This window comes from Bacillus sp. FSL K6-0073, assembly GCF_038006085.1.
GTDB lineage: Bacteria > Bacillota > Bacilli > Bacillales > Bacillaceae_G > Bacillus_A > Bacillus_A cereus.
This window is the reverse complement of the sequence record NZ_JBBOUN010000001.1, coordinates 678,350-699,577: the sequence shown is the minus strand read 5'-3', so window position 1 is coordinate 699,577 and position 21,228 is coordinate 678,350. Positions and strand designations below refer to the sequence as shown.

The window sequence follows — 21,228 nt, the reverse complement described above, 5'->3', positions numbered from 1 at the left end:
ATGCTATTCTTAACAAAATGTAAACTCAACTTAACATTATTATTATAAAAAAATCCAACTCTACGTATTGTAAAGTTGGATTACTTGTTAGTTTAAAATTGTAACTTTAACTGTTCTTCTGCCCCAGCTACTTGATGAACCTTTATCTGGCATTAAAACATCAATTCTATGCCCTTTAATAGCCCCACCAGTATCGGCTGCAATTGCTACTCCATAACCTTCAACATTTACAGTCTTACCTAATGGAATAACATTTGGATCTACAGCAATTAATTTCATTCCTGGGTTTGCAGTTAGATTATAACCTTTACCACCTGGTCCCCATGCAGAAAATACTTGTTGACCTGGTGCATAACCATTTTCCCCTGGATCAGCTGTATAAGCTGTAGCTTCTACATAAATTTCTTTCCCACCAGCAGTTGGCTTAGAAGATGGTTCAGGTTTTGCAGGTTCTACCTTCGAATTATTATTAGCAACTGGTTCAGCTGGTTTACTAGCTTTTTCCTGCTTTTGCTTTTCAGCAATTTCTGCTTGTGCTTTCGCTAAAGCTTCTTGCTCTGCTTTTGCAGCCGCTTCTGCTTTTGCACGCTCTTCCGCTGCGATTCTTGCTGCTTCTTGCTCACGAGCAATCGTTTCTTGTACTGTCTTCATATTTGATTCAATTTTAGCTTTTTCTTCCGCTGCTAAATTAAGTTGACTTGCAACTTCATTATATTTAGCTTGAACTGTTTGTAAGTTATCTTGACGCTTTTTCAAGTTATCTTGCAGTTCAGCTTGCGCTTTTGCTAATTTTTGTTTGTCTACTACTAAAGATGCTTCTTTTTCGTCAATTGTTTTCTTATCTTCTTCAATTTGACGAAGATCTTGTTCTTGTAGACGTAAAATTTCTTTATCAGCTTCTAGAATAGTAGAAACTGCGTTCATACGTTGTAAGAAGTCTGCAAAGTTTTTTGACTCTACTACAACTTCTACTACTAAACTTGTATTTGAACTGTTTTGAACAGAAACCATACGTTTTCTCATAATATCTTTACGAGCAAGGACTTTATCCTCCAAAACGACAATTTCTTGCTTTTTTTGCTCAATCTGCTTATGTGTTTCATCGATTTTACGTTGAATAGCAGCTTGATCCTCTTTATTTTTTGCAATTGTATTATTTAAATTATGTAGTTCGTTTTCGATACCTTTAATTTCTTTACTAACAGCTTGCTTCTCTTGCTCTTTCTTTTGCATTTCTGCATCGTTTTGTTGCAATTGCTGTTGCATGTTGTTAAGTTTCTCGTCGTTTGACTCTGCTTTAACAGCGACTGTACTAGAAAGACCGATAATTCCTGCTAATACTAGACAGCTGATTCGCTTAAAATAGTTCATAATCCGACTCCCTTCTTATACAGTTATACATGATTTATTTTACAGTTTGTTTACAAAACGATTAAATACAGTTTATTTTTCGTGACAAAAAAAAGAGAATTATGAATAAAATGTAATAGATTCTTAAATATTTAACAATTCCTATATTTAAAAAACACAAAAGATGCTAAAATCCAAATATAGAGAAAATATAACTTTCGAAGGCGGTTGAAATAAATACATGTTTACTCAAAAAAAATCACTCCAACATACAATTTCTCAATTAGAAGAGCGTATACAAGAATTAGAAGCAGAATTAAAACAAAAAGATATCGAAAAGCAAGAGACTATTTCTACTATCCACGATCGTGTACAAAGCGTTATCCAAGAGCATCAACTTGTAAATAACCAACATAATACACTTCAAAATTTAGTTCAACAATTAAGTTCATGTTTCGAAAATGTTTCAACACGTACGACACATTCCAATGAGTTAAATAATGAAATGTTACAAAAGGAACAAAGCTTAATTCAGTCTATTGCAGAAATTATTGACTGCTCTAATGAAGGAAAAGAATCCGTTCACCGCTTACTTATTGTAATTAATAAATTAGGTGAACAATCTCAACGCACGTCTAATAGTATGAATCATCTAAGCGAACGCTCAAAGGAAATCGAGCAAATTGTAGAAGTCATTCAAAACATTGCAGCACAAACAAATTTACTTGCTTTAAATGCGAGTATTGAAGCCGCGCGTGCTGGAGAGCACGGTAAAGGATTCGCCGTCGTTGCCAATGAAGTAAGAAAACTAGCGGAAAGTACAGCAGAAAGTACAAAAAACATCGGCAACTTAACGAAAAAAATACAAGAAGAAATTGAAAAAGCATATGATAACACAAAAGATAATCTACATTTAGTCGATGAAGGTGTAGAAATGAGCGCCGATACAAATGCTAGAATTGAAAATATTTTAGTTATGATTCAAACGTTACAAAATGGTGCTACAAATGTTATTAAGGCTATCGAAAACCAAAAGTCTTGTAATGATGACATATTACGAGAATTCGCTAACACACAACAAATGTTCCAAAAATTAAATACTACTATTATGAATCATATTCATGATGCTGAAAAAGTCGATGTTCAATTATCTAAAAGTCTTCAAGGAACAGTGACTTCTTAATTAAAATTAAGAATCCCTTATACTGCTATAAGGGATTTTTATTTTATTTTGAATATTTATTTCTTTTCAATATTCATCCATATCTTTGTTATAATGGAAAAGTTGTTTCTTTCAACTAATAAACAAGGAGGTTATTATGGAACAATTTTACTACGTTTTAAAATATTTAATTCTCGGTCTGTTCCAAGGACTAACAGAACCAATTCCGATTTCTTCAAGTGGTCATCTCGTTTTAGCACAACATTTGCTAGGACTAAAAATAGAAGGGTTTAGCTTCGAACTACTTGTTAATTCAGCTTCATTATTAGCTGTATTACTTATTTATAGAAATGATTTAATTCGTCTAACGAAGAATGGTCTCTCTTATATATTTACAAGAGCAGAAGACGCAAAATCAGATTTCTTCTTTATTATTTATCTTGTTATTGCAACCATTCCAGCAGGTGTTATTGGTGTTTTATTTAAAGATTACATCGATCAGTACTTAAAAGGTGTGAAGATGGTTGGGGTTTCCCTTCTTATTACTGCTGTCGGCCTTTGGATTATTAGAAATTTACGCGGTCGTAAAAATGATGGCGACCTTTCTATGAAAGATGCAATCATCGTCGGATTAGCACAAGCTTGTGCACTGATTCCCGGAATAAGCCGATCTGGTGCCACAATCGTAGCAGCAATGTTACTTGGTATGAAGCAAGAAACAGCTCTTCGCTTCTCATTCTTACTATACATTCCTGTTAGCTTAGGTGGCTTATTGTTAAGCATTACAGACATTGCAAATGACCCAAATCTAGACACATTATTCGTACCATATGTCGTTGCATTCATCGCAACATTTATCATGACGTATATTTCACTAAAATGGTTTATGAACATTATGGCAAAAGGAAATTTAAAATATTTCTCTTTCTATTGTATTATCGTAGGTGTACTTACTCTTATTTTCTTATAAAGTAAAACTTACAAATTAAAAGCGAGTCATCTAGTGTAATAGAATGACTCGCTTTTTTATACCTTTATTAAGTTAAAACCTATTATTTACTTACAATTTTCAGAATAGTATAATATTTATCAAGTTCACTATTACAGTAATTCTATCTTTCCTACTATTATCGTAAAAGAGGTGTTTATATGTTTATAGTTACTAAACTCATTCACATTAAGTACGAATATGAAAATGAGCTACTTTATGGGCTTAAACAATATTATCCTTCCCCCGGAACGAACGGTTGTATTAACATAGAGTTTTCACCTGTTCATCGTACAAATGATAAGGCAGAGTATATGATTCGTATGTTATGGAAAACACAACAAGATTACCATACATGGCTTTCTCAAAAAGAAGGCAATGAAACTTTGAAGCACAAAATACAAGGCTATATCCTTTCTTCCAAATCAAATGCTACCTATGTGCATTAATCCTTCTCTTTTTATTCCTTACGAGGGGCAAAATGATAAAGTGAAACTTTAATCACCCTCATCAATTGGGCTATTCACAAATAACGAGATAAGGACCCTCTTACTTTTCATACTGTAAGAGGGCTTCTCTTATGCATACACTTTCTTCTCTTGACAATACAAACGAATAACATGTTTATTTTGTTGAAATACATCATGCGTCAGCCGAATAATAATAAAGTTTCGTTTTGTTTGATCATCATGAACAAAAATCTGTTCTCCCTCCTGAAAACGCCATGCACTTTCAAAAGTCGTAATATGATCCCCACTTACAGAAAAAAGTTCATATCGCATCTCTTGTACCCTCTCTCAACTTATATAATCACAATATCCTTATATTAATTTATTATAACTTAATCCCTATCAAATTAGTAATTTTTTCTATTTCGAAAGGTTTTAACTTTGTATTTAAATATTTTTAGCGCTATAATGATAAACGAATTTTTATTGAAAGGAGTTTTACTTTGACTGCATATTTATTTCCAGTGAAAACAGCATTTATTTTATTTCCTTTTTTAGCAATGTTTCTTTTAATCCCTTTTTTAATATTTAATTATCGAAAATACGGTTATTTAAATAAATGGCGCTCATTTATTTTATACTCATTATTACTTTACTTATTAAATGCCTATTTTCTTGTTATTTTGCCGTTGCCACAAACGTTTGATACTTGTAGCCTACAACCGGCTAATACACAACACATGCAACTCGCACCATTTTATTTCATACAAGAGATTAGTAGTCATACATCGGCAGTTTTAACGAAACCAGCTACTTATTTCTACTTATTAAAAGAGTCTGCGTTTTTACAAGTTGCCTTTAACGTTCTATTAACTGTTCCATTCGGTATTTACTTACGTTATTATTTCCGACGTAGTTTCTTACAAACAATTTGCATTTCCTTTTTCCTTTCACTATTTTTCGAGCTAACACAAGTGACTGGATTATACGGTATATACAATTGTGCATACCGATTATTTGATATCGATGATTTGTTTTTAAATACATTAGGTGGCGTAATTGGTTTTATCATTGCACCAATATTTACGTACTTCCTTCCGAAGACAAACGAGTTAGATAGTCATATTGATTTGGAAACGAAACCAGTCGGATTCATTCGTCGCCTTATCGCGATGCAAATTGATTGGATTTTCTTATCTATCGTCGTACCTGTCGTTAAAAACAAAGGAAATTCTTTCTTCGTTTCTAATATGCAATCTTACACCAATATGTATGAACTCATTTTCATTACGTGTTCAATCCTTATTTACTTTATTATTATTCCATACTTTACTAACGGAAAAACAATTGGGAAAGCATTGCTTCGCATTCACGTGAAAGGAAAATCAAATCGTATTACATTAAAAGAACTATTTATTCGCTACGGTATATTTTATTTTGCGTTAGGTGGAATCAATTATATTCTTTCTAGTAGCTCTATTTTAAATCACACAGAGCCTTTAGTATTACTCGTTACATTATTATTCCTATTCATCATTAACGGCCTATTTATTATTCATGTTTTACTACATGTATTTAGCCGTGATAAACTACTATTTTATGAACATATTAGTCATACAAGAAATGCAATTACACTAAAAAAAGCTGACAAATAATTATTTGTCAGCTTTTTCATATACATAATGTGAAACTTTAATTAGCCCTCACCTAACTTCTTTGCTTCCACTGAATTTTGACGTAGGGGTCTTACTGCCTGACAAATAGCGGGATAAATAACTTCTCCGCATAAGGATTAAAAAACATTCCAAGTTCATCTAGAGATTTCCTCACCTGTAAAAACGAATGAAACTCTGGATATATATATTGTAATTGCTCATACGATAATGTATGCATTTTCCCCCAATGTGGACGCCCTTCATACTTCAGAAAAATCTTTTCCACTTCGCCAAAGTAAGCAGCATATTTCATACCTTTATACATATGAACAGCGATATATGCTGAATCTCTTCCATAGGCCGGACTAAGCCATATATCATCCCCTTTCACATAGCGGCATTCGATCGGGAAGTGCACCTTATACTTTTTCTTTTCAATAAGATTTGAGATTTCTTCTACAACCGTCCTCATATACTTTGAAGGAATGCTATACTCCATTTCATAAAATGGCACCGTACGTGATGTAGCAAATACTTCATAGCTCGGGCCAATTATTTTTGTGTTTGGTACAGCTTTAGCTGATAATCGACTCACTCCTTTACTTATAGAAGGAAACCATTTACATCCTTTAGATAGTAAAGAGAACATCCTATTTTCAAGTAACTCTACCTTTAGTTTATGCCATTTCAAATCACTGCCTTTATTCGTTGTTTCGTTCGTAAGTTTCACTTGTACTTCATCAGAATAAGGAAAAACGAAAAATTCAAACTGACGATGCTTCTTATATTCTTCTAGTTTGTTCATTACAGTAGATAATGACTGTTTTTCACTTTCATAAACGAGTGAATACGCTGGAATAACCTTCAATTTTATCTTTACAATGATACCTAACATTCCAAGTGACAACTGAAACGCTCTCCAATATTCTACGTTCTCAGCTTCCGAACAAACTATACTCTCACCATTAGATAGAACTGCCGTAATCTCTATAACTTGTGTTGATAAACTCCCAAAGGTAATACCCGTTCCATGAGTCCCCGTACTAATCGCTCCTGCAATAGATTGCGAATCAATATCCCCTAAATTTTCTTGCGCATAACCTTTTTCCTCAAGTAACTTCCCTACATCATATAACTTTGTTCCTGCCCATACTTCAGCAACCATCTTCTCTGCATCAATATTCACAATACCCTTCAATTCATCTAAAGAAACTAAAACTTCTTCCGTTTGCACAAGGGGGGTAAACGAGTGTCCTGAACCGACAACACGAATTTTCTTTCCCTTTTTTCGCGCAAGCCCCACAACTTCTACTACATCTTGTATACTTTCTGGATACATCGTATAATGCGGCGTTCCTTCTACATTCCCTGTCCAATTTCTCCACTTTTGTCCCTTTATAGAAAGCATTGGCCATCCCCCCGATATGTTGAATACTCCCCGACAATCTCTCCTTTTTTAACACGATACAAAAAAGGAAAGCGTTCACATAATTCACCAGCCTTACTATGACGAAACAAAATGGTCTCTCCTATATCCACTCGTTCCTCGCCGTTATAAAAAATTGGCGTTTGTACCTCGCCAGCACCTTCTAAAGCTAATAATTTTGCACCCTTCGGTCTCCAAACTTCAGGCTCTTTATCTTTTCCAACTGCTCCTGAAGCAATATATCCACCACCTAGGCAAGTGTAAATAAACGGGACTGGTTTACGCACAACTGGTAAGGCAAATCCAACCGCTGGATGAAATTTCACCTCTTTATAATAATCAAACAGCTTCGGAGAATAAAAAGCAGAACCTATTGTAATCTCTGAAACTGAATTATCTTTCTCGGTTGTTTTTATGCTTCCTGTTCCGCCTCCATTTACAAACCTTAGCTCAATACCAATGTTTTGTATTGCTTTTACAATATGTTCTCTTCTTTCTTTAACTTCTAGCACTGATTTCTGCTTTAAATACGAAATCACTTTACTTTTCAACCATTGATTCGGTATATAATCGCCCACCCCGGCAATTTGAGCTTCATATCCCATTACACCATCTAACATTAAATATGATGACCTTCTCACCTTTTCTACTACTTTCAACGCATCTTGCACATTTTTTACTGGGGACCTTTTTACACCAAAATGAAATTGAAAGAAGCGACTACTCATATCAATATCCAAACAAACACGAAAACATCCTTTAGATTGCTCAGCAATGTTTTCTAAATACACAATATGCTCTTCACAATCCACCATACAAGTTATAATGAAACCTTTCTTTGTTAACAAACTAATTTCATACAGAGCTCTTTCATCGTAAGCAGGATATCCAAGCAATAAATCATTAAATCCTTGTTCTATTAAAAATAAAATCTCTCTAGGTGAAAAGCACATAATACCTTGAAATCGATCATTTGCAGCTAGTATCTTTTGCATAATCGGAACAGAGCGTAACGATTTACTCGCTATACGAATCTTTTTATTTCCACTTAACTCTATAATCGATTGAATATTTCTATCTAAAGCCACTTCATCCAAAAATGCACACGGTAATGGAACTTCTTTAAAAATTCCTCGATCCACATTTTTCTCTCCTCTTCTCAATATGTCTTATACATATTGGAAAGAAAGTGTGATTTTCCTGTTTGCAAATAAAAAAAGTTTCTTCTTTACGAAGAAACTTTTTGAAACTACTTCATAGAAATAGTCGCCTCTACTGGATAATGATCAGAGTAATCATTATACGTATATTTTTGGAACCATGATGTAACAGTCCATTGTGGAGATTGCGGCTGTAACACCTTATTCTCTATATACGATGGGTTCGCATGGTCTTTACTTGCAATAATATAATCTAAATACTCAGCAGGACTATCAGGGAAATTATATTTTGCAATACTGTTTGTCGTTGCGTCCCAAGTCGCTGTATGTCCAGTATAAGATGGTACAGAAGCGTTCAATGTTTTAAACATAGATGCATACTCTGAGTCATTCTTGTTCTCTGCATTTATTTTATTTACGTTCATATCACCACCAATTAATACATACTCATTATTTGGTATATTTTTATTTTTAATAAAGTCTTGAATTTCTTTTAATTGGTCTGTACGTACAGATGCAGGTGAAGTTTTTCCGCACATACTATCTTCCGCTTGCAAATGCGTACCAATTACATGAACAAAGCGATCATTTTTCTTAATTTTCGTGTATACAAATCCTTTATTCGATAAATTATCTGGCCCGCATCCTTTTGCAAATACATATTGAATCTTTTCAGCGATTGGCCATTTGCTCACAATCGCAACGCCACCATCTTCAGGAGTTGAAGATGAATAGTTTCCTAACGTTTTATCCCATTCACTTCCACTACTACGACCTAATACTGCTGTTTGATTTGGATATTCTTTCTTCAAATTCCCTAATAAACGATCTGATGCGCTATTATCAAACACTTCATTTAATATAACTACGTCTTGATTCTTTATATAATCTGCCGCCCCGATTAAATCAGCACGCTCAGTTTGTCCCCAGTTCGGATATAAGTTTGTTGATAGCATATATACATTATGCGTCATCACTTTTAATGTATCGTTTTGATTTGTAGACGCTTCTGCTTGAGCTGACGTTCCGCTATATAAAGCTCCTAGACCAACACCTAAGCTAAGTACACCTTTTAGCAATTTACCTTTCACGTTTCATACCTCCATGTATTGTATAGTGATAAAAAGGCCAAATACTCTATTCTGAGATTTGACCTTTTTTAAATACTTAACGATTTCCGTACGTATCAAACCAAAGCTGAATATATCCAGCAGTAACACGTTGTGCATCCATTAAACGCTTACCTGTCATTGGTGTAACTTCAGCGCGCCATTTATCTGCATATTCTTGTGATACAGCAGCTCTCACGAACCAATCTTTCGTATTATCATTTACAATGCCAGCGTAATCTTGTTTCGCAACTACTGCCGCTCCATGAATCCAATCTTCTGGATTCGTACCTTTCCAGTTCCAATATCCATTTCCATCCGTTACTTTATAGTTATCTTTTATCGTATCTACAAAGTTTTCATATTTAGAATGGAACCCTTGTGGATACGAAAGGTTCGTAAAGTTTGCTGCATGCATCGGTTGGTTTACATCCCCTAGATAATGAAGAGATAATCCTAAATAGAAGAATGCTTGTTTCATATCTTTATTTTTGTAAGACTCACCAGCTAATTTAAAATACTTAGCTCCAGTTTCCTTTGCCTGCTTTGCATACGGAATATAAGTTTTCCCATTGTCAGGGTCATAGAAATGTGAAGCAAATGTGCTATTATCATAATAAGGATTTTCATAGTCAGCAGCATAAATACCGTTCTCTAACTCCGTACGCCATTCATTTAATAGTGCAACTCGATCTTGTTTTACAAGTGTTGTATTACGAGACATAATATCAATTGCACGGTTTACAATCCATAAATGAGAATTCACGCCTTCTTTATGTTTATCTTCAGCAGACCAGCGTGGAATAACTCCAAATCTCTGTCCCCCATCATTTTCATGAGCAAATGCAACACTTTGTAATGGAGCAACTAATGTAATAGCTGCCGCTAAAGCAAGTACTTTCTTTTTCATATAAAATCCTCCATTTTATAATTGAATTATTGTAAACATTTTGTTAGGATCCTATGATGTCGTCCGGTTAACCTATGACTAGAATATCCCACCTTTCACGAAATTTCTATCAATAAATTAAAATATGCAAATGTTCATATCATTATAACTTTATACACAGTGAATATAATGAATGAATACACTTTCATTTTAATAAACTATTATTAAGGCTTGTCTAAACTAATGTAAAAAAAGAGTAAAGCATCTGAATGCTTTACTCTTTTTTTCTATTCGATAATATACTTGGCAATTGTACATTAACTGCTAACTTATGAATAAATCCAAACACTAATCCAATCCCAATAAATATGTATAAGATTGTAAATATCTTTCCGAAATCAGTTTGCGGACTAAAATTCCCATCACCGACAGTCGTCAACGTGACCACACTAAAATATAAAGCGTCAATAGGACGTAATTCTTCAACTGTACTATAAAAAATCGTACCCGATATTAAAGTCAAAATTGTTAATACGAATAATACTTGAAATTCTTTATCTTTCCACGCTCGTAAACAGGCTCTTAACATTCGCTTTAAAGTTAACAAAAATGAAAGCATTAGATTCTCCCTTCCAAACAAAAATACATTTAGTCAAAGGAAAGTCTATCACCTTTCAGTATAGAAAAAAAGTAGCCCTCTTCTATTTCTAGAAAAGGGCTACTCTATTCGATTCTATCTTATTTAGGTGAAACAAGAATTTTCACTTGTGTTTTATCTTTTACAAGTGCTTCAAATCCTTCTTCAACAACTTGATCGACTGTAATTTTTTTCGTAATTAATTTCTCTGCTTGAATTTGACCAGAGCTAATTAATTTAATAACAGCTGGGAAGATGTGACGGTATCCTAAAATACCAATAACTTCTTTTTCTTTTAATACTAAGTTATTTGGAGTAATTGTTGCGTCTTTTTCCCATACACTAACAATTACAGTTTGTCCTTCGAAGCTTGTACTTTCAATCGCTTGACGTAGTACAACTTCAACACCTGTTACTTCAAAGCTAACATTTACACCTAAACCATTTGTTAAGTTACGAATTTCAGCTAACACATCTTGAGTTGCTGGATTTAATACATAATCCGCACCTGCTAATTTCGCTAACTCTTGACGTTCTTTAGAAAGTTCAACTGCAATAACAGGAGTTGCTCCTGCTGCTTTAGCTGCTTGGATAACAAGAAGTCCAATTGGACCGCAACCAAATACTGCTACAGCTTCCCCTTCTTTTAATTTACTTTGACGTACTGCATGAACTGCTACTGCTGCTGGTTCTACAAGCGCACCTTGTTCATACGTCATTTCATCTGGAATGTGATGAACCATATCTTCTGGTACTACTGTATATTCAGAGAAACCGCCGCCTTCTCCGCCAAGACCGTGGAAAACAAGTTGTTCACAAACATTGTAATGTCCATGTTTACAAGCTTCACATTTACCACAAGAATAAATTGGTTCTACAACAACGCGGTCTCCCACTTTATGAGATGTAACTCCTTCACCAATCTCTATTACCTCACCACTAAACTCATGACCTAAAATAACAGGTGCTTTCACATGTGTTAATGGATGTTCTTCTGTTGGAATAAAAATAGGCCCTGCTAAATATTCATGCAAGTCTGTCCCACAAATACCACACCATTTAACTTTGATTTTCACTGTTCCTGGTTTTACTGTTGGTTCTGGTACTTCTTCTACTCGTACATCACGTTGATTATGCCAAAGTAGTGCTTTCATTTTATACATCCCTCTCTATGTATATACTTAACCTGGTGAAGTTTACAATTCTATTATAATACTTCTATCCATATATTTCAAAAAAAACAATCGCATCTCTACTAATTTTTTACAAATAACGTTCAATATTTTGTCACTTTGTACTTTTTTCCACATCTGTTAATTCAATTTCATTGCAGGTGAAATTAGCATTGTGCCATAATAGCATAGGAGAGGTGAATATCGCTTGAAACATTTTATTTACTTTATCGTTATCGTGGCTTTTTTAGATACATTTTCACAATTACCTATTATGAGTACTTTCGCTCAAAGCCTTGGAGGAACCCCTCTTATTATCGGGCTAGTTGTCGGTATGTACTCATTCGCTAATATGATCGGTAATATTATTGCTGGAGCAGCTGTCGATAAATTTGGTGCAAAAAAAATCCTTTATATAAGCATGGGAATTACGAGTTTCATAGTCTTGTTATACACCGTTGTTCAAAGTGGTGAACAACTATTAGTTGTTCGCTTTATGCATGGATTTAGTGATGGCTTTTTAATTCCTGCTGCCTTTACATTTTTATCAAAACAAACAAATGCAAAAAGACAAGGAAAAGCAATGGCTCTATCTGGTGCTGCTGTTGGAACAGCCGCAATCGTAGGACCGGCTTTCAGCGGTATTATGAAAGCAACAGCTGGCGTAGAATGGGTCTTCATTACTATTTCTATTTTAATGGCTCTTGGTACGATCGTATCTCTATTCTTCTTACCAAATAACGTATCAAGAAAAGATACATCAAGAACGCAAATGATGAACAAAGAAGATATGGTTGAACTTTTAAAATCAGAACCGTTATTACAAGCATATATTGGTGCTTTCACATTAATGTTTTCACAAGGAATTGTCACTTATATGTTACCAGTAAAAGTTGAGGCATTAGCGCTTAAAGCATCCACAACAGGCATGATGTTAAGTGTATTTGGTATAACTGCTATCCTCTTCTTCTTGCTTCCAACAAATCGTATTTACGATCGATTTAATCGTTCGAAACTAATGCTAATCGGAATTGCAGTTATGGCATTCGCATTATCTTTACTCGGATTATTTGCTACAAAAGGTATGCTCTTTATCGTAATGATGATTTATGGTATTGGATTCGCAATCCTCTTCCCCTCTATTAACGCTTTACTCGTTGAAAATACTACAGACGATAATCGCGGAAAGGCATTCGGATTATTTTATGCCTTCTTCTCATTAGGAGTTGTTGCTGGCTCCTTTACAGTCGGCGCAATCGGAGCATCACCTAGCATCAGCTTCATTATCGGGACAGCATTTTTATTAACATTTGCTGGGATGATTTATGTAAGAAGCAAAGTAAAAAAGACAATGATGGGATAATCCATCGTTGTCTTTTTTAAAATGCATATTGATATAATCCGTAATATAATGGAAGCGTTGGAATAATTCCAATTACTTTAAATATAAAAGGTAACGGCTCATCTCGCTCCTCATATAAACGAAAAACAAAAACTGCAGTTAAAGTCCAAATGATGCTAAACAAGAAAATACATTTCCAAACAATTGAGGTTAATATTTGTATATCAAATACAAAACCAAAGAGCCCTATCCACATAATAATAGAAACTACAAAGTCAAACTTTTGAATTGGTGTTTGAAACATGCCCCTTACTAACGAAATAATAGCTAACATTGCTACAATAACTAAATATATTTTCCAAAGCATTATGATAATCTCCTATTCAATTCAACTTTTAACTTTCAATAAGCCGTATTTAATAAACAATATAGCATTATATTTTTCATAGAAATAATACAATGGATAACAAAATAAGAAGAAAATAAGTACAGTTGGTACATCATCTATAATAGAAAAATATTTTACTAGTAATTCCTTAATACTCTCTCCAATTATAATAAACAGTGGAATGATACAAATTGCTGCTAATATTAAGCACGGTGTGATTCTCATTTCTTTTAACTTCACCTTGCAGTGTGGACATCTGAATGAAAAAGGATGCGGGAGATCAATAATATGTTGCGCAGTAATCTCTCCTTCACACTGTGGACATTCAATTATTTCTTTCATTTAACTCAACTCCTTTCTATCTACAAAAAGAGCACTATCCAATAGCGCTCTTTTACTGCCGAATATATTACTTTTGTGTGTAACCAAGTAACAATGTAAATAAATTAAACTGTAAAGGCAATACTACATTTCTTCTTTTACAAAAAAGGTGTATAAATACCGACGATACTTCGACAATTTCCTCGGAAATATTTCCTTTCCCCACATAATTTGATACACTACATATGAACAGAGACTTGTATTACATAAGCTAAAATAATAACTTACTGTACAAATTAAAAAGCACACTCTTCATATGAAGAATGTGCTTTTATGTTATTAGCGTTTAATCCAAACAGCGCCTGCCGATTTATCTTCTGCCTGTCCAACAACTTGGAATTTAAGTCCAAGGTTTGGAACTTTTCTTCCTGCGTCTGCAATTTGCTTGTTACTATATACTTTTGAATCATCAAAAGTTGTAACACCTTGTAATCCAGAATAGTTAAACTGACCACGTGTTAATGAATTTACACTCCATGCTGGTGTTTTATCAAATGAAAATGCAGCATCTGCAATTTGCATGCCCGTATTACCGTATGCTGGTTTCCCGTTTAAATTACCAACTAGCGCTTCTGGATGAGAGTCAACAACACCAAGGAATCCTTCACCTGGATGCATCCCAACCCAGTTATCTTTAAAGCTATCATCTGCATACCAAACGACAAGACCTGTATTGTACACTGGACCTTTTCCTGCTTTTAATCCATTATCTGATCCCGCATAGTTTCTCCATTCTAAGTAGTAGTAATGAGCTTTCTTCTCTGTCCCATCAGAAACAACAAAACCATTTAAATTCATTTTAGACTGTCCTTCTGCATCATCAGAAAATACAACTTGTCCATCAACAGTTACATTTACATTATCCATCGCAAAACCTTTATATGTTACAGCCGGATCTGTAATATAGTCGAATTGTAGTTTCACTTTTTTGCCTTTAAATTGACTTAAATCATATGATTTATCAATCCATTTCCCATCTGTTGTATCTTTATCTCCTTGGACTACTTTTTCTCCAAGTCTATCAATTAACGTCTTCATTCCATCTTCTGTTACTGCATGTACTTCGACGAAATCGCACTCTGCTTCTAACTCATAATTTGCTTTATAATCGAATTTTGCATTTGTTCCCTTTGTTAAATTAAAGAATGGTGTCTCTAACGTTGTATGCATATCATCGCCTCTTGTACTATAATATGCATGCTTTCCAAACTCCGGTTTAATCGTTTCAACACTTTTACCTGGTAAGTTAACACGTACAACGCCTGGACGGTTTGATTTCGTAACACTTTGATCAATATAGGTAGGAACTCCCACACCACTCTTAATTTTATCGTAATCTACTTCTAATATTTTTGCCCAGTTGCCACCCATATTCTTTTGTAAAAAGTCTTTATTTTGTGGTGAAAAACTAGTCGGCTCTGTTCCTGCGATTTTCCCTGTCCAACTACCTCCACTCATTAATGACCAAGCTTCGACTGGTGAACCATTTCCAGTATATTTCGTGTCATATTCATCTGGTAATCCAAGATCATGTCCAAATTCATGTGCAAACACACCTACAGCTCCATCTTCCGGTTCAATTGTGTAATCATGTGCTGCGACTTTACCACCAAAGTAATCTACCTTTGATTTCGTACCTTCAATCGCTACTGGATCTACTGCTAATTTTGAACGATGTGACCAGATCGCATCATCACCTAATTTACCGCCACCAGCTTCTTGACCAACACCAGCATGGATTACCATTAAATGATCAATTACACCGTCAGGTTCATTTTGATTCCCGTCCCCGTTTGTATCATATCTATCAAATTGATCAAACTGGGATAAATCTAGTCCTTTCTCAGCAGCTGCATGCAAAGCTTCTTTCACTAAATCACGTGCACCTTTCGGACCTTTATTATCGTGACCACTGCTACCATCAGCTCCATAATCAGATGCTTTTCCTGGAACAGTTAGCCACTCCGTTACATATCCATCTGTCGTATAACTACCACCAGACTGCTCTTCATAGTATTGTTTAAACGTTTTTACTTTTGAACCATCAAATAAAGTATAAGGCTCATTACCGAACAACATCTTTTGATAATGTTCTCTACTAAAGTCTTTCGAATACATATAACCTGGTGTTTGATCAATATTATTATGTTTATAATCACTAAATTCAACGAGTAGCACTAATACTTTATCCGATCGAACAGATCCATTATATGGAGCTTGCTTTGCTTTTGAAGTTGGAACTTGCTCATTCAATTGCTTTTTATTTGGTTCTGGCTTTTGCTCAAGGCTAACATTTTTTTCAGCCTTTTTTACATTTTCCTTTTCTTCCATCTTTTTCTCTTTTACTTTTTTTGTGAAATCAGACGTTTCTTGTGAGTGAGCATCTGGAAGAATTTCTTTATTCGCCTGATCTCCTTGTTTCTTTTCAATATATTGCTCAACAGCTTTTTTCGTCTCTTCTTTAGAAGATGCTGGATTAATTGTTCCTCTTTCTTTCAGTGCTTCCGCTAAACGATCTTCTTGAATTAAATTGTAATCAATTGGTGTTGTAGATACATTATCTTTCTCTTTTGCTGCCGTTTCTGCATATGCTAACGGAGCACTCATTACAGATGTACATCCGATAATTGCCGCAATTGCTAATGATGACAACACTTTAAATGGTGCTTTTCTTCTCATTCCATTTCTCCCCTTTTATAAAACTTAAAATTCAGATAAATTGGTGCATTTTTGTCGAAATCTCTGTTTACTACCCTCCCTATATAAAAAGACATAATTCTATAAACATTAAGCTTTTTGTTATAGAATCATGCCCTCCAGTTTTCTGGTCAGACCCTCTATCTTTTTATCCCTTGGTTCAATTAATAATCAGTGTGGGGATGAACAAAGCCCCCACTGATTAAAGTTTCACTTTATGTCGAAATATGAAAAATAAAGAGTTATGTGATATATATTAAATATCTTATATAACAAATTTAAAAGACAATATGCAAAATTGCATGAAAATTCTTTTAAATAAAAAAAAGAATCCTAGTCAATTAAACTAGGATTCTTGCTTTTCTATTATTTCTCTTGTGTTTTTTCCCAATCAGCTAAAAATTTCTCAATTCCTTGATCTGTTAATGGGTGCTTCACTAATGAAGCAATTACGTTTGCTGGGATTGTTGCAATATGTGCACCGTTTAATGCTGCGTCAGTTACGTGAACACTGTGACGTACAGATGCTGCAATGATTTCTGTTTCGATGCCATGAATTGCAAAGATTTCTGCGATTTGACGAATTAAGTCCATACCGTTATGACCGATATCGTCTAAGCGACCTAAGAATGGTGAAACGTATGTTGCACCAGCACGAGCTGCAAGTAATGCTTGAACTGCTGAGAATACTAATGTAACGTTTGTACGAATTCCTAAATCAGAGAACGCTTTTACTGCTTTTAAACCTTCTGTTGTCATTGGAACTTTTACAACAACGTTTGGAGCAATCTTCGCTAGTTCTTTTCCTTCTTCAATCATCTTATCAGCTTCTAAGCTAATTACTTCTGCACTTACAGGTCCTTCTACAACGTTGCAAATTTCACGAATGCGTTCGTGGAAATCTACGCCTTCTTTTGCTACAAGTGATGGATTTGTCGTTACTCCAGCTAATACGCCTAATGCATTTGCCTCTTTAATTTCGTTAATGTTTGCTGTATCAATAAAGAATTTCATTTGTTATTCTTCCTTCCTAATTTTCATTTTATATTTATTTTTTTTTCTTAATAAGCTCTAATTCAATCGGAATAGATTTGTCCACTTTTTTACCTTGTGTTATCTCTTTTGCTGTTTGCATCGCCTTCTCTCCGATTAATTCTGGTTTTTGAGCGACTGTTGCAGCCATACGCCCATCGTTAACCGCTTTCACAGCATCTTCTGTTGCATCAAATCCAACAACTACTACATCTGTTTTTCCAGCAGACTTCAATGCTTCAAGTGCACCTAATGCCATCTCATCGTTATGAGCAAACACGGCTTTAATATCGCTATTTGCTTGCAAAATGTTTTCCATAACAGATAATCCTTTCGCTCTATCAAAATCAGCCGCTTGTTTTGCAACTACTTTTAAAGACTTATCGGCTACGTTATGGAATCCTTTCCCACGTTCACGAGCAGCGGAAGATCCAGGGATTCCTTCTAACTCAGCAACGTTTGCTCCTTCGCCAACTAATTCCCGAATGTAATCACTAGCCATTTGACCACCTTCGATATTGTTAGAAGCAATGTGAGAAACAACCTTACCTGAATTCGCAACGCGGTCTACTGTAATAACAGGAACATTTGCTGCATTTGCCGCACTTACTGCTGAAGCAACAGCATCTGAATCGGTCGGATTAATAACAACTACATCGACACCCTTTTGAATTAAATCTTCAACATCGTTCGTTTGCTTTGCTGCATCATTTTGTGCATCAACAGCAATTAATTCGATGCCACTATCTTTCGCTTTCTTTTCTGCACCCTTTTTCAAAGTTACAAAAAAGGGATTATTTAAAGTTGAAACAGAGAATCCAACTTTAATAGTTTTATTTCGACCTTTATCGCTAGAATCCTTTGCCCATTCTGGCGGTTCCATTGAACAACCAGCAGTAATGACCATAATACATGCAACGAGTATAAGTAACCATTTCTTCATGAACTGTCCCTCCATTACGCTTCTTTTCTGCGATCAATTAATACAGCTAGTAAGATTACAAGTCCTTTTACAACTTGTTGGAAGAAAGAAGATACACCCAATAAATTTAAACCGTTATTTAGTACACCGATAATAAGTACACCGATGAATGTACCAACAATCCATCCTCTTCCCCCAGAAAGACTTGTTCCACCTAATACAACTGCTGCAATTGCATCTAATTCATAAGAAGTACCTGCAGTCGGCTGTGCAGAATCTAATCGTGATGTTAAGACAATACCTGCAAGCGCTGCCAAAATTCCGGAAAGACCGTAAATCATTACTTTAATTCTCGTAACATTAATACCTGATAGTGCTGCTGCTTCTTCATTTCCACCAATTGCAAATGTACGGCGACCAAATGTCGTTTTCTTCAAAATGAAGTACAGTACTGCGAAAGCGATCATCATTGTAACAGCTGGTACCGGAATACCAAGAAAATAACCGCGGCCAAACATTTGGAACATTAAATGATCACCAAGACCAGTGATCGGACGTCCGTCCATATAAACAAGCGTCAACCCCCGAAAAATAGTCATTGTTGCCAAAGTTGCAATAAATGGAGCTACTTTTCCTTTCGCAATGATGATACCGTTTACAATTCCCATTACAAGACCTGCTAATAATCCAACTGCCATTGCAAGGAACGGATCCATGCCACTTGCCATCATTCCAGCAACAAGTGCACTTGATAATGCTAAAATAGAACCTACCGATAAGTCAATACCCCCTGTTAAAATTACGAAGGTCATTCCGAATGCAATAAGCGCATTAATCGATACTTGACGCAGTATATTAAATAAATTTGGAATTTCAATGAACGCTGGATTTAAAGCTGTAATTACGACGATAATTAATACTAAACCGATTAAAGAACCGAGTTGTTGTAATACATTCCCCTTCTTAGCCATCCTTACTCTCCCCCTGTAGCTAGTGCCATAATAGACTCTTGTGATGCCTCATCTTTCTCTAAAATTCCGCCGACTTTTCCTTCATGAATAACAAGAACTCGATCACTCATCCCTAAAACTTCCGGAAGCTCAGATGATACCATAATAACGGCATCGCCTTGCTCTGTAAGCTTATTCATAATAGAGTAAATTTCTTTTTTCGCTCCAACATCAACACCTCTTGTTGGCTCATCTAAAATGAGTAATTGCGGATGAATGCCTAGCCATTTTGCGATTACAATCTTTTGCTGATTTCCACCAGAAAGAGATTTCACTGCCTGCTCTCCGCTAGATGCTTTCACATTAAGAAGCTTCATCATATCCTCTGTAAACTGTTGTTCTAGCTCATTGCTTAGAACACTTCCCTTTGAAAGACTTTCTAAATTCGGTAAAGCTAAATTTTCTCGAATTGAAAAATCTAACACTAATCCTTCAGACTTTCTATCTTCTGTAATAAAAGCAATTCTTTGTCTAATTGCATCTATTGGACTATCAATCTTTACCTCTTGTCCATTTATAAAAATTTGTCCAGAGTCTAAAGGTTCGTATCCAAATATCGCTTTCATAATATCTGTACGGCCAGCTCCCATCAAACCAGCTACACCAAGGATTTCACCTTTCCTCACTTGAAAAGAAACATTTTCAAATTTCCCTTTCTTCGTTCCGTTACGCATTTCAAAAATGACATCACCAATTTGACTATTTCGCTCTGGATAACGTTCACCAATGCTGCGCCCCACCATCATACTCACTACTTCATCAAATGATGTTTCTGGAATTAATCTCTTTCCGACGTATTCTCCATCACGCAAAATCGTAATAGCATCACATATTGAGAAAATCTCTTCCATACGATGCGAAATGTACACGAATGAAACACCTTCTTTACGTAACTTATTGATTACTGTAAAGAGCGTTTCGATTTCACGATCCGTCAGTGCCGCAGTAGGTTCATCCATAATAATAACGCTCGCGTTGGTCATTAATGCTTTCGCAATTTCGATAATTTGCTGTTGTCCAACCGATAATTCCTCTGCTAACATAGCGCCTCTTACATGCAACCCTAACTCCGCTAGTTGCTGCTGCGCAATGGCGTTCATTTGTCGAGTGCGTAAAATACCTGTTTTCCCATACATTAACTCTTTACCGAGAAACATATTTTCAGCTACTGTTAAATTCGGCAATATGTTTAGTTCTTGATGTATAAATGCGATGCCGTACTCTTCAGCTTCTTTCGCATTTTTAAAGGTGCGCTCTTGCCCATCAATCGTGATTGTCCCACCATCTTTTTTGTATACACCTGTTAAAATCTTCATGAGCGTTGATTTACCCGCTCCATTTTCCCCCATCAATGCATGGACTTCTCCTGTTTCAATCATAAACTGTGCATTCTTCAAAACAGGATTTCCATTGAACGCCTTTGAAATGTTTTTCATTTCAATATGCATTCCCATCACTT

The 21,228-nt window shown here is 35.2% G+C and carries 19 protein-coding genes and 1 pseudogene; 5 read left to right on the top strand and 15 right to left on the bottom strand.

Annotated elements, in window-relative coordinates; genetic code table 11:
* Window positions 1–87: 87 nt before the first annotated feature.
* Window positions 88–1,371, bottom strand: coding sequence for a 3D domain-containing protein (locus MHB52_RS03530; RefSeq protein ID WP_001105787.1), 1,284 nt, complete (start codon window positions 1,369–1,371; stop codon window positions 88–90).
* 631 nt (window positions 1,372–2,002) lie between these two features.
* On the opposite strand from MHB52_RS03530, the pseudogene MHB52_RS36745 reads away from it, so the two are divergent.
* From MHB52_RS36745 to MHB52_RS03515, 3 genes and pseudogenes are all read left to right on the top strand, one after another.
* A pseudogene (locus MHB52_RS36745) lies at window positions 2,003–2,533 on the top strand (methyl-accepting chemotaxis protein); the annotation flags it as partial.
* Window positions 2,534–2,669: 136 nt separating this feature from the next.
* Complete coding sequence (locus tag MHB52_RS03520; protein ID WP_000434796.1) at window positions 2,670–3,482, top strand: undecaprenyl-diphosphate phosphatase; 813 nt, start codon at window positions 2,670–2,672, stop codon at window positions 3,480–3,482.
* Between the two features lie 179 nt (window positions 3,483–3,661).
* Window positions 3,662–3,949, top strand: a complete 288-nt coding sequence (locus tag MHB52_RS03515) for a hypothetical protein (RefSeq protein WP_000471239.1) — start codon at window positions 3,662–3,664, stop codon at window positions 3,947–3,949.
* Between the two features lie 129 nt (window positions 3,950–4,078).
* Here the strand turns inward: MHB52_RS03515 and MHB52_RS03510 are convergent, their stop codons facing one another.
* Entirely contained in the window at window positions 4,079–4,282 is a 204-nt protein-coding gene (locus MHB52_RS03510) for a hypothetical protein (protein ID WP_001268332.1), read from the bottom strand.
* Between the two features lie 170 nt (window positions 4,283–4,452).
* Here MHB52_RS03510 and MHB52_RS03505 point away from each other — a divergent pair, with 170 nt between their 5' ends.
* Window positions 4,453–5,604, top strand: a complete 1,152-nt coding sequence (locus MHB52_RS03505; protein ID WP_000128013.1) for a VanZ family protein — start codon at window positions 4,453–4,455, stop codon at window positions 5,602–5,604.
* 91 nt (window positions 5,605–5,695) lie between these two features.
* On the opposite strand, the gene MHB52_RS03500 is transcribed toward MHB52_RS03505, so the two are convergent.
* The 6 genes from MHB52_RS03500 to bdhA form a co-directional block, all read right to left on the bottom strand.
* On the bottom strand, window positions 5,696–7,012 hold the full coding sequence (locus MHB52_RS03500) for a D-arabinono-1,4-lactone oxidase (protein ID WP_061664107.1): 1,317 nt from the start codon (window positions 7,010–7,012) through the stop codon (window positions 5,696–5,698).
* Entirely contained in the window at window positions 7,000–8,172 is a 1,173-nt protein-coding gene (locus tag MHB52_RS03495; RefSeq protein WP_061664106.1) for an amino acid deaminase/aldolase, read from the bottom strand. The genes MHB52_RS03500 and MHB52_RS03495 overlap by 13 nt, the downstream gene beginning before the upstream one ends.
* 107 nt (window positions 8,173–8,279) lie before the next feature.
* On the bottom strand, window positions 8,280–9,281 hold the full coding sequence (gene sph / locus MHB52_RS03490; RefSeq protein ID WP_000676797.1) for a sphingomyelinase C: 1,002 nt from the start codon (window positions 9,279–9,281) through the stop codon (window positions 8,280–8,282).
* A 76-nt stretch (window positions 9,282–9,357) separates the two neighbouring features.
* Window positions 9,358–10,209 carry a phospholipase CerA gene (gene cerA, locus MHB52_RS03485; protein WP_000730997.1) on the bottom strand — a complete coding sequence of 284 codons (852 nt, stop codon included), beginning with the start codon at window positions 10,207–10,209 and terminating at the stop codon, window positions 9,358–9,360.
* A 253-nt stretch (window positions 10,210–10,462) separates the two neighbouring features.
* A complete protein-coding gene (locus MHB52_RS03480; protein ID WP_000948209.1) occupies window positions 10,463–10,807 on the bottom strand; it encodes a potassium channel family protein in 345 nt (114 codons plus the stop codon).
* Between the two features lie 119 nt (window positions 10,808–10,926).
* On the bottom strand, window positions 10,927–11,979 hold the full coding sequence (bdhA, locus tag MHB52_RS03475; RefSeq protein WP_000645827.1) for a (R,R)-butanediol dehydrogenase: 1,053 nt from the start codon (window positions 11,977–11,979) through the stop codon (window positions 10,927–10,929).
* Between the two features lie 226 nt (window positions 11,980–12,205).
* On the opposite strand from bdhA, the gene MHB52_RS03470 reads away from it, so the two are divergent.
* Complete coding sequence (locus MHB52_RS03470) at window positions 12,206–13,360, top strand: MFS transporter (protein ID WP_061664105.1); 1,155 nt, start codon at window positions 12,206–12,208, stop codon at window positions 13,358–13,360.
* A gap of 16 nt (window positions 13,361–13,376) precedes the next feature.
* Here MHB52_RS03470 and MHB52_RS03465 read toward each other — a convergent pair whose 3' ends face one another.
* The 7 genes from MHB52_RS03465 to rbsA form a co-directional block, all read right to left on the bottom strand.
* Window positions 13,377–13,706, bottom strand: coding sequence for a hypothetical protein (locus MHB52_RS03465; RefSeq protein WP_061664104.1), 330 nt, complete (start codon window positions 13,704–13,706; stop codon window positions 13,377–13,379).
* A gap of 21 nt (window positions 13,707–13,727) precedes the next feature.
* On the bottom strand, window positions 13,728–14,069 hold the full coding sequence (locus tag MHB52_RS03460; RefSeq protein WP_000658666.1) for a hypothetical protein: 342 nt from the start codon (window positions 14,067–14,069) through the stop codon (window positions 13,728–13,730).
* 318 nt (window positions 14,070–14,387) lie between these two features.
* On the bottom strand, window positions 14,388–16,787 hold the full coding sequence (gene inhA2 / locus MHB52_RS03455) for a M6 family metalloprotease immune inhibitor InhA2 (protein WP_061664103.1): 2,400 nt from the start codon (window positions 16,785–16,787) through the stop codon (window positions 14,388–14,390).
* A 384-nt stretch (window positions 16,788–17,171) separates the two neighbouring features.
* Window positions 17,172–17,819 carry a fructose-6-phosphate aldolase gene (gene fsa, locus MHB52_RS03450; protein ID WP_000667661.1) on the bottom strand — a complete coding sequence of 216 codons (648 nt, stop codon included), beginning with the start codon at window positions 17,817–17,819 and terminating at the stop codon, window positions 17,172–17,174.
* 34 nt (window positions 17,820–17,853) lie between these two features.
* The gene (gene rbsB / locus MHB52_RS03445) at window positions 17,854–18,780 is read right to left on the bottom strand and encodes a ribose ABC transporter substrate-binding protein RbsB (RefSeq protein WP_044797147.1); all 927 of its coding nucleotides are present in this window, start codon (window positions 18,778–18,780) and stop codon (window positions 17,854–17,856) included.
* A 14-nt stretch (window positions 18,781–18,794) separates the two neighbouring features.
* Window positions 18,795–19,730, bottom strand: coding sequence for an ABC transporter permease subunit (locus MHB52_RS03440; RefSeq protein WP_001074641.1), 936 nt, complete (start codon window positions 19,728–19,730; stop codon window positions 18,795–18,797).
* Window positions 19,731–19,732: 2 nt separating this feature from the next.
* The gene (gene rbsA, locus MHB52_RS03435; RefSeq protein ID WP_016117168.1) at window positions 19,733–21,217 is read right to left on the bottom strand and encodes a ribose ABC transporter ATP-binding protein RbsA; all 1,485 of its coding nucleotides are present in this window, start codon (window positions 21,215–21,217) and stop codon (window positions 19,733–19,735) included.
* Between the last annotated feature and the right edge of the window lie 11 nt (window positions 21,218–21,228).

What these genes read in the sequence shown, in the direction of transcription:
- MHB52_RS03530 (WP_001105787.1), bottom strand. Translation starts at nt 1,371, where the DNA reads ATGAACTATTTTAAGCGAATCAGCTGTCTAGTATTAGCAGGAATTATC.
- MHB52_RS03520 (WP_000434796.1), top strand. Translation starts at nt 2,670, where the DNA reads ATGGAACAATTTTACTACGTTTTAAAATATTTAATTCTCGGTCTGTTC.
- MHB52_RS03515 (WP_000471239.1), top strand. Translation starts at nt 3,662, where the DNA reads ATGTTTATAGTTACTAAACTCATTCACATTAAGTACGAATATGAAAAT.
- MHB52_RS03510 (WP_001268332.1), bottom strand. Translation starts at nt 4,282, where the DNA reads ATGCGATATGAACTTTTTTCTGTAAGTGGGGATCATATTACGACTTTT.
- MHB52_RS03500 (WP_061664107.1), bottom strand. Translation starts at nt 7,012, where the DNA reads ATGCTTTCTATAAAGGGACAAAAGTGGAGAAATTGGACAGGGAATGTA.
- cerA (WP_000730997.1), bottom strand. Translation starts at nt 10,209, where the DNA reads ATGAAAAAGAAAGTACTTGCTTTAGCGGCAGCTATTACATTAGTTGCT.
- MHB52_RS03480 (WP_000948209.1), bottom strand. Translation starts at nt 10,807, where the DNA reads ATGCTTTCATTTTTGTTAACTTTAAAGCGAATGTTAAGAGCCTGTTTA.
- bdhA (WP_000645827.1), bottom strand. Translation starts at nt 11,979, where the DNA reads ATGAAAGCACTACTTTGGCATAATCAACGTGATGTACGAGTAGAAGAA.
- MHB52_RS03465 (WP_061664104.1), bottom strand. Translation starts at nt 13,706, where the DNA reads ATGCTTTGGAAAATATATTTAGTTATTGTAGCAATGTTAGCTATTATT.
- MHB52_RS03460 (WP_000658666.1), bottom strand. Translation starts at nt 14,069, where the DNA reads ATGAAAGAAATAATTGAATGTCCACAGTGTGAAGGAGAGATTACTGCG.
- inhA2 (WP_061664103.1), bottom strand. Translation starts at nt 16,787, where the DNA reads ATGAGAAGAAAAGCACCATTTAAAGTGTTGTCATCATTAGCAATTGCG.
- fsa (WP_000667661.1), bottom strand. Translation starts at nt 17,819, where the DNA reads ATGAAATTCTTTATTGATACAGCAAACATTAACGAAATTAAAGAGGCA.
- rbsB (WP_044797147.1), bottom strand. Translation starts at nt 18,780, where the DNA reads ATGAAGAAATGGTTACTTATACTCGTTGCATGTATTATGGTCATTACT.
- MHB52_RS03440 (WP_001074641.1), bottom strand. Translation starts at nt 19,730, where the DNA reads ATGGCTAAGAAGGGGAATGTATTACAACAACTCGGTTCTTTAATCGGT.
- rbsA (WP_016117168.1), bottom strand. Translation starts at nt 21,217, where the DNA reads ATGCATATTGAAATGAAAAACATTTCAAAGGCGTTCAATGGAAATCCT.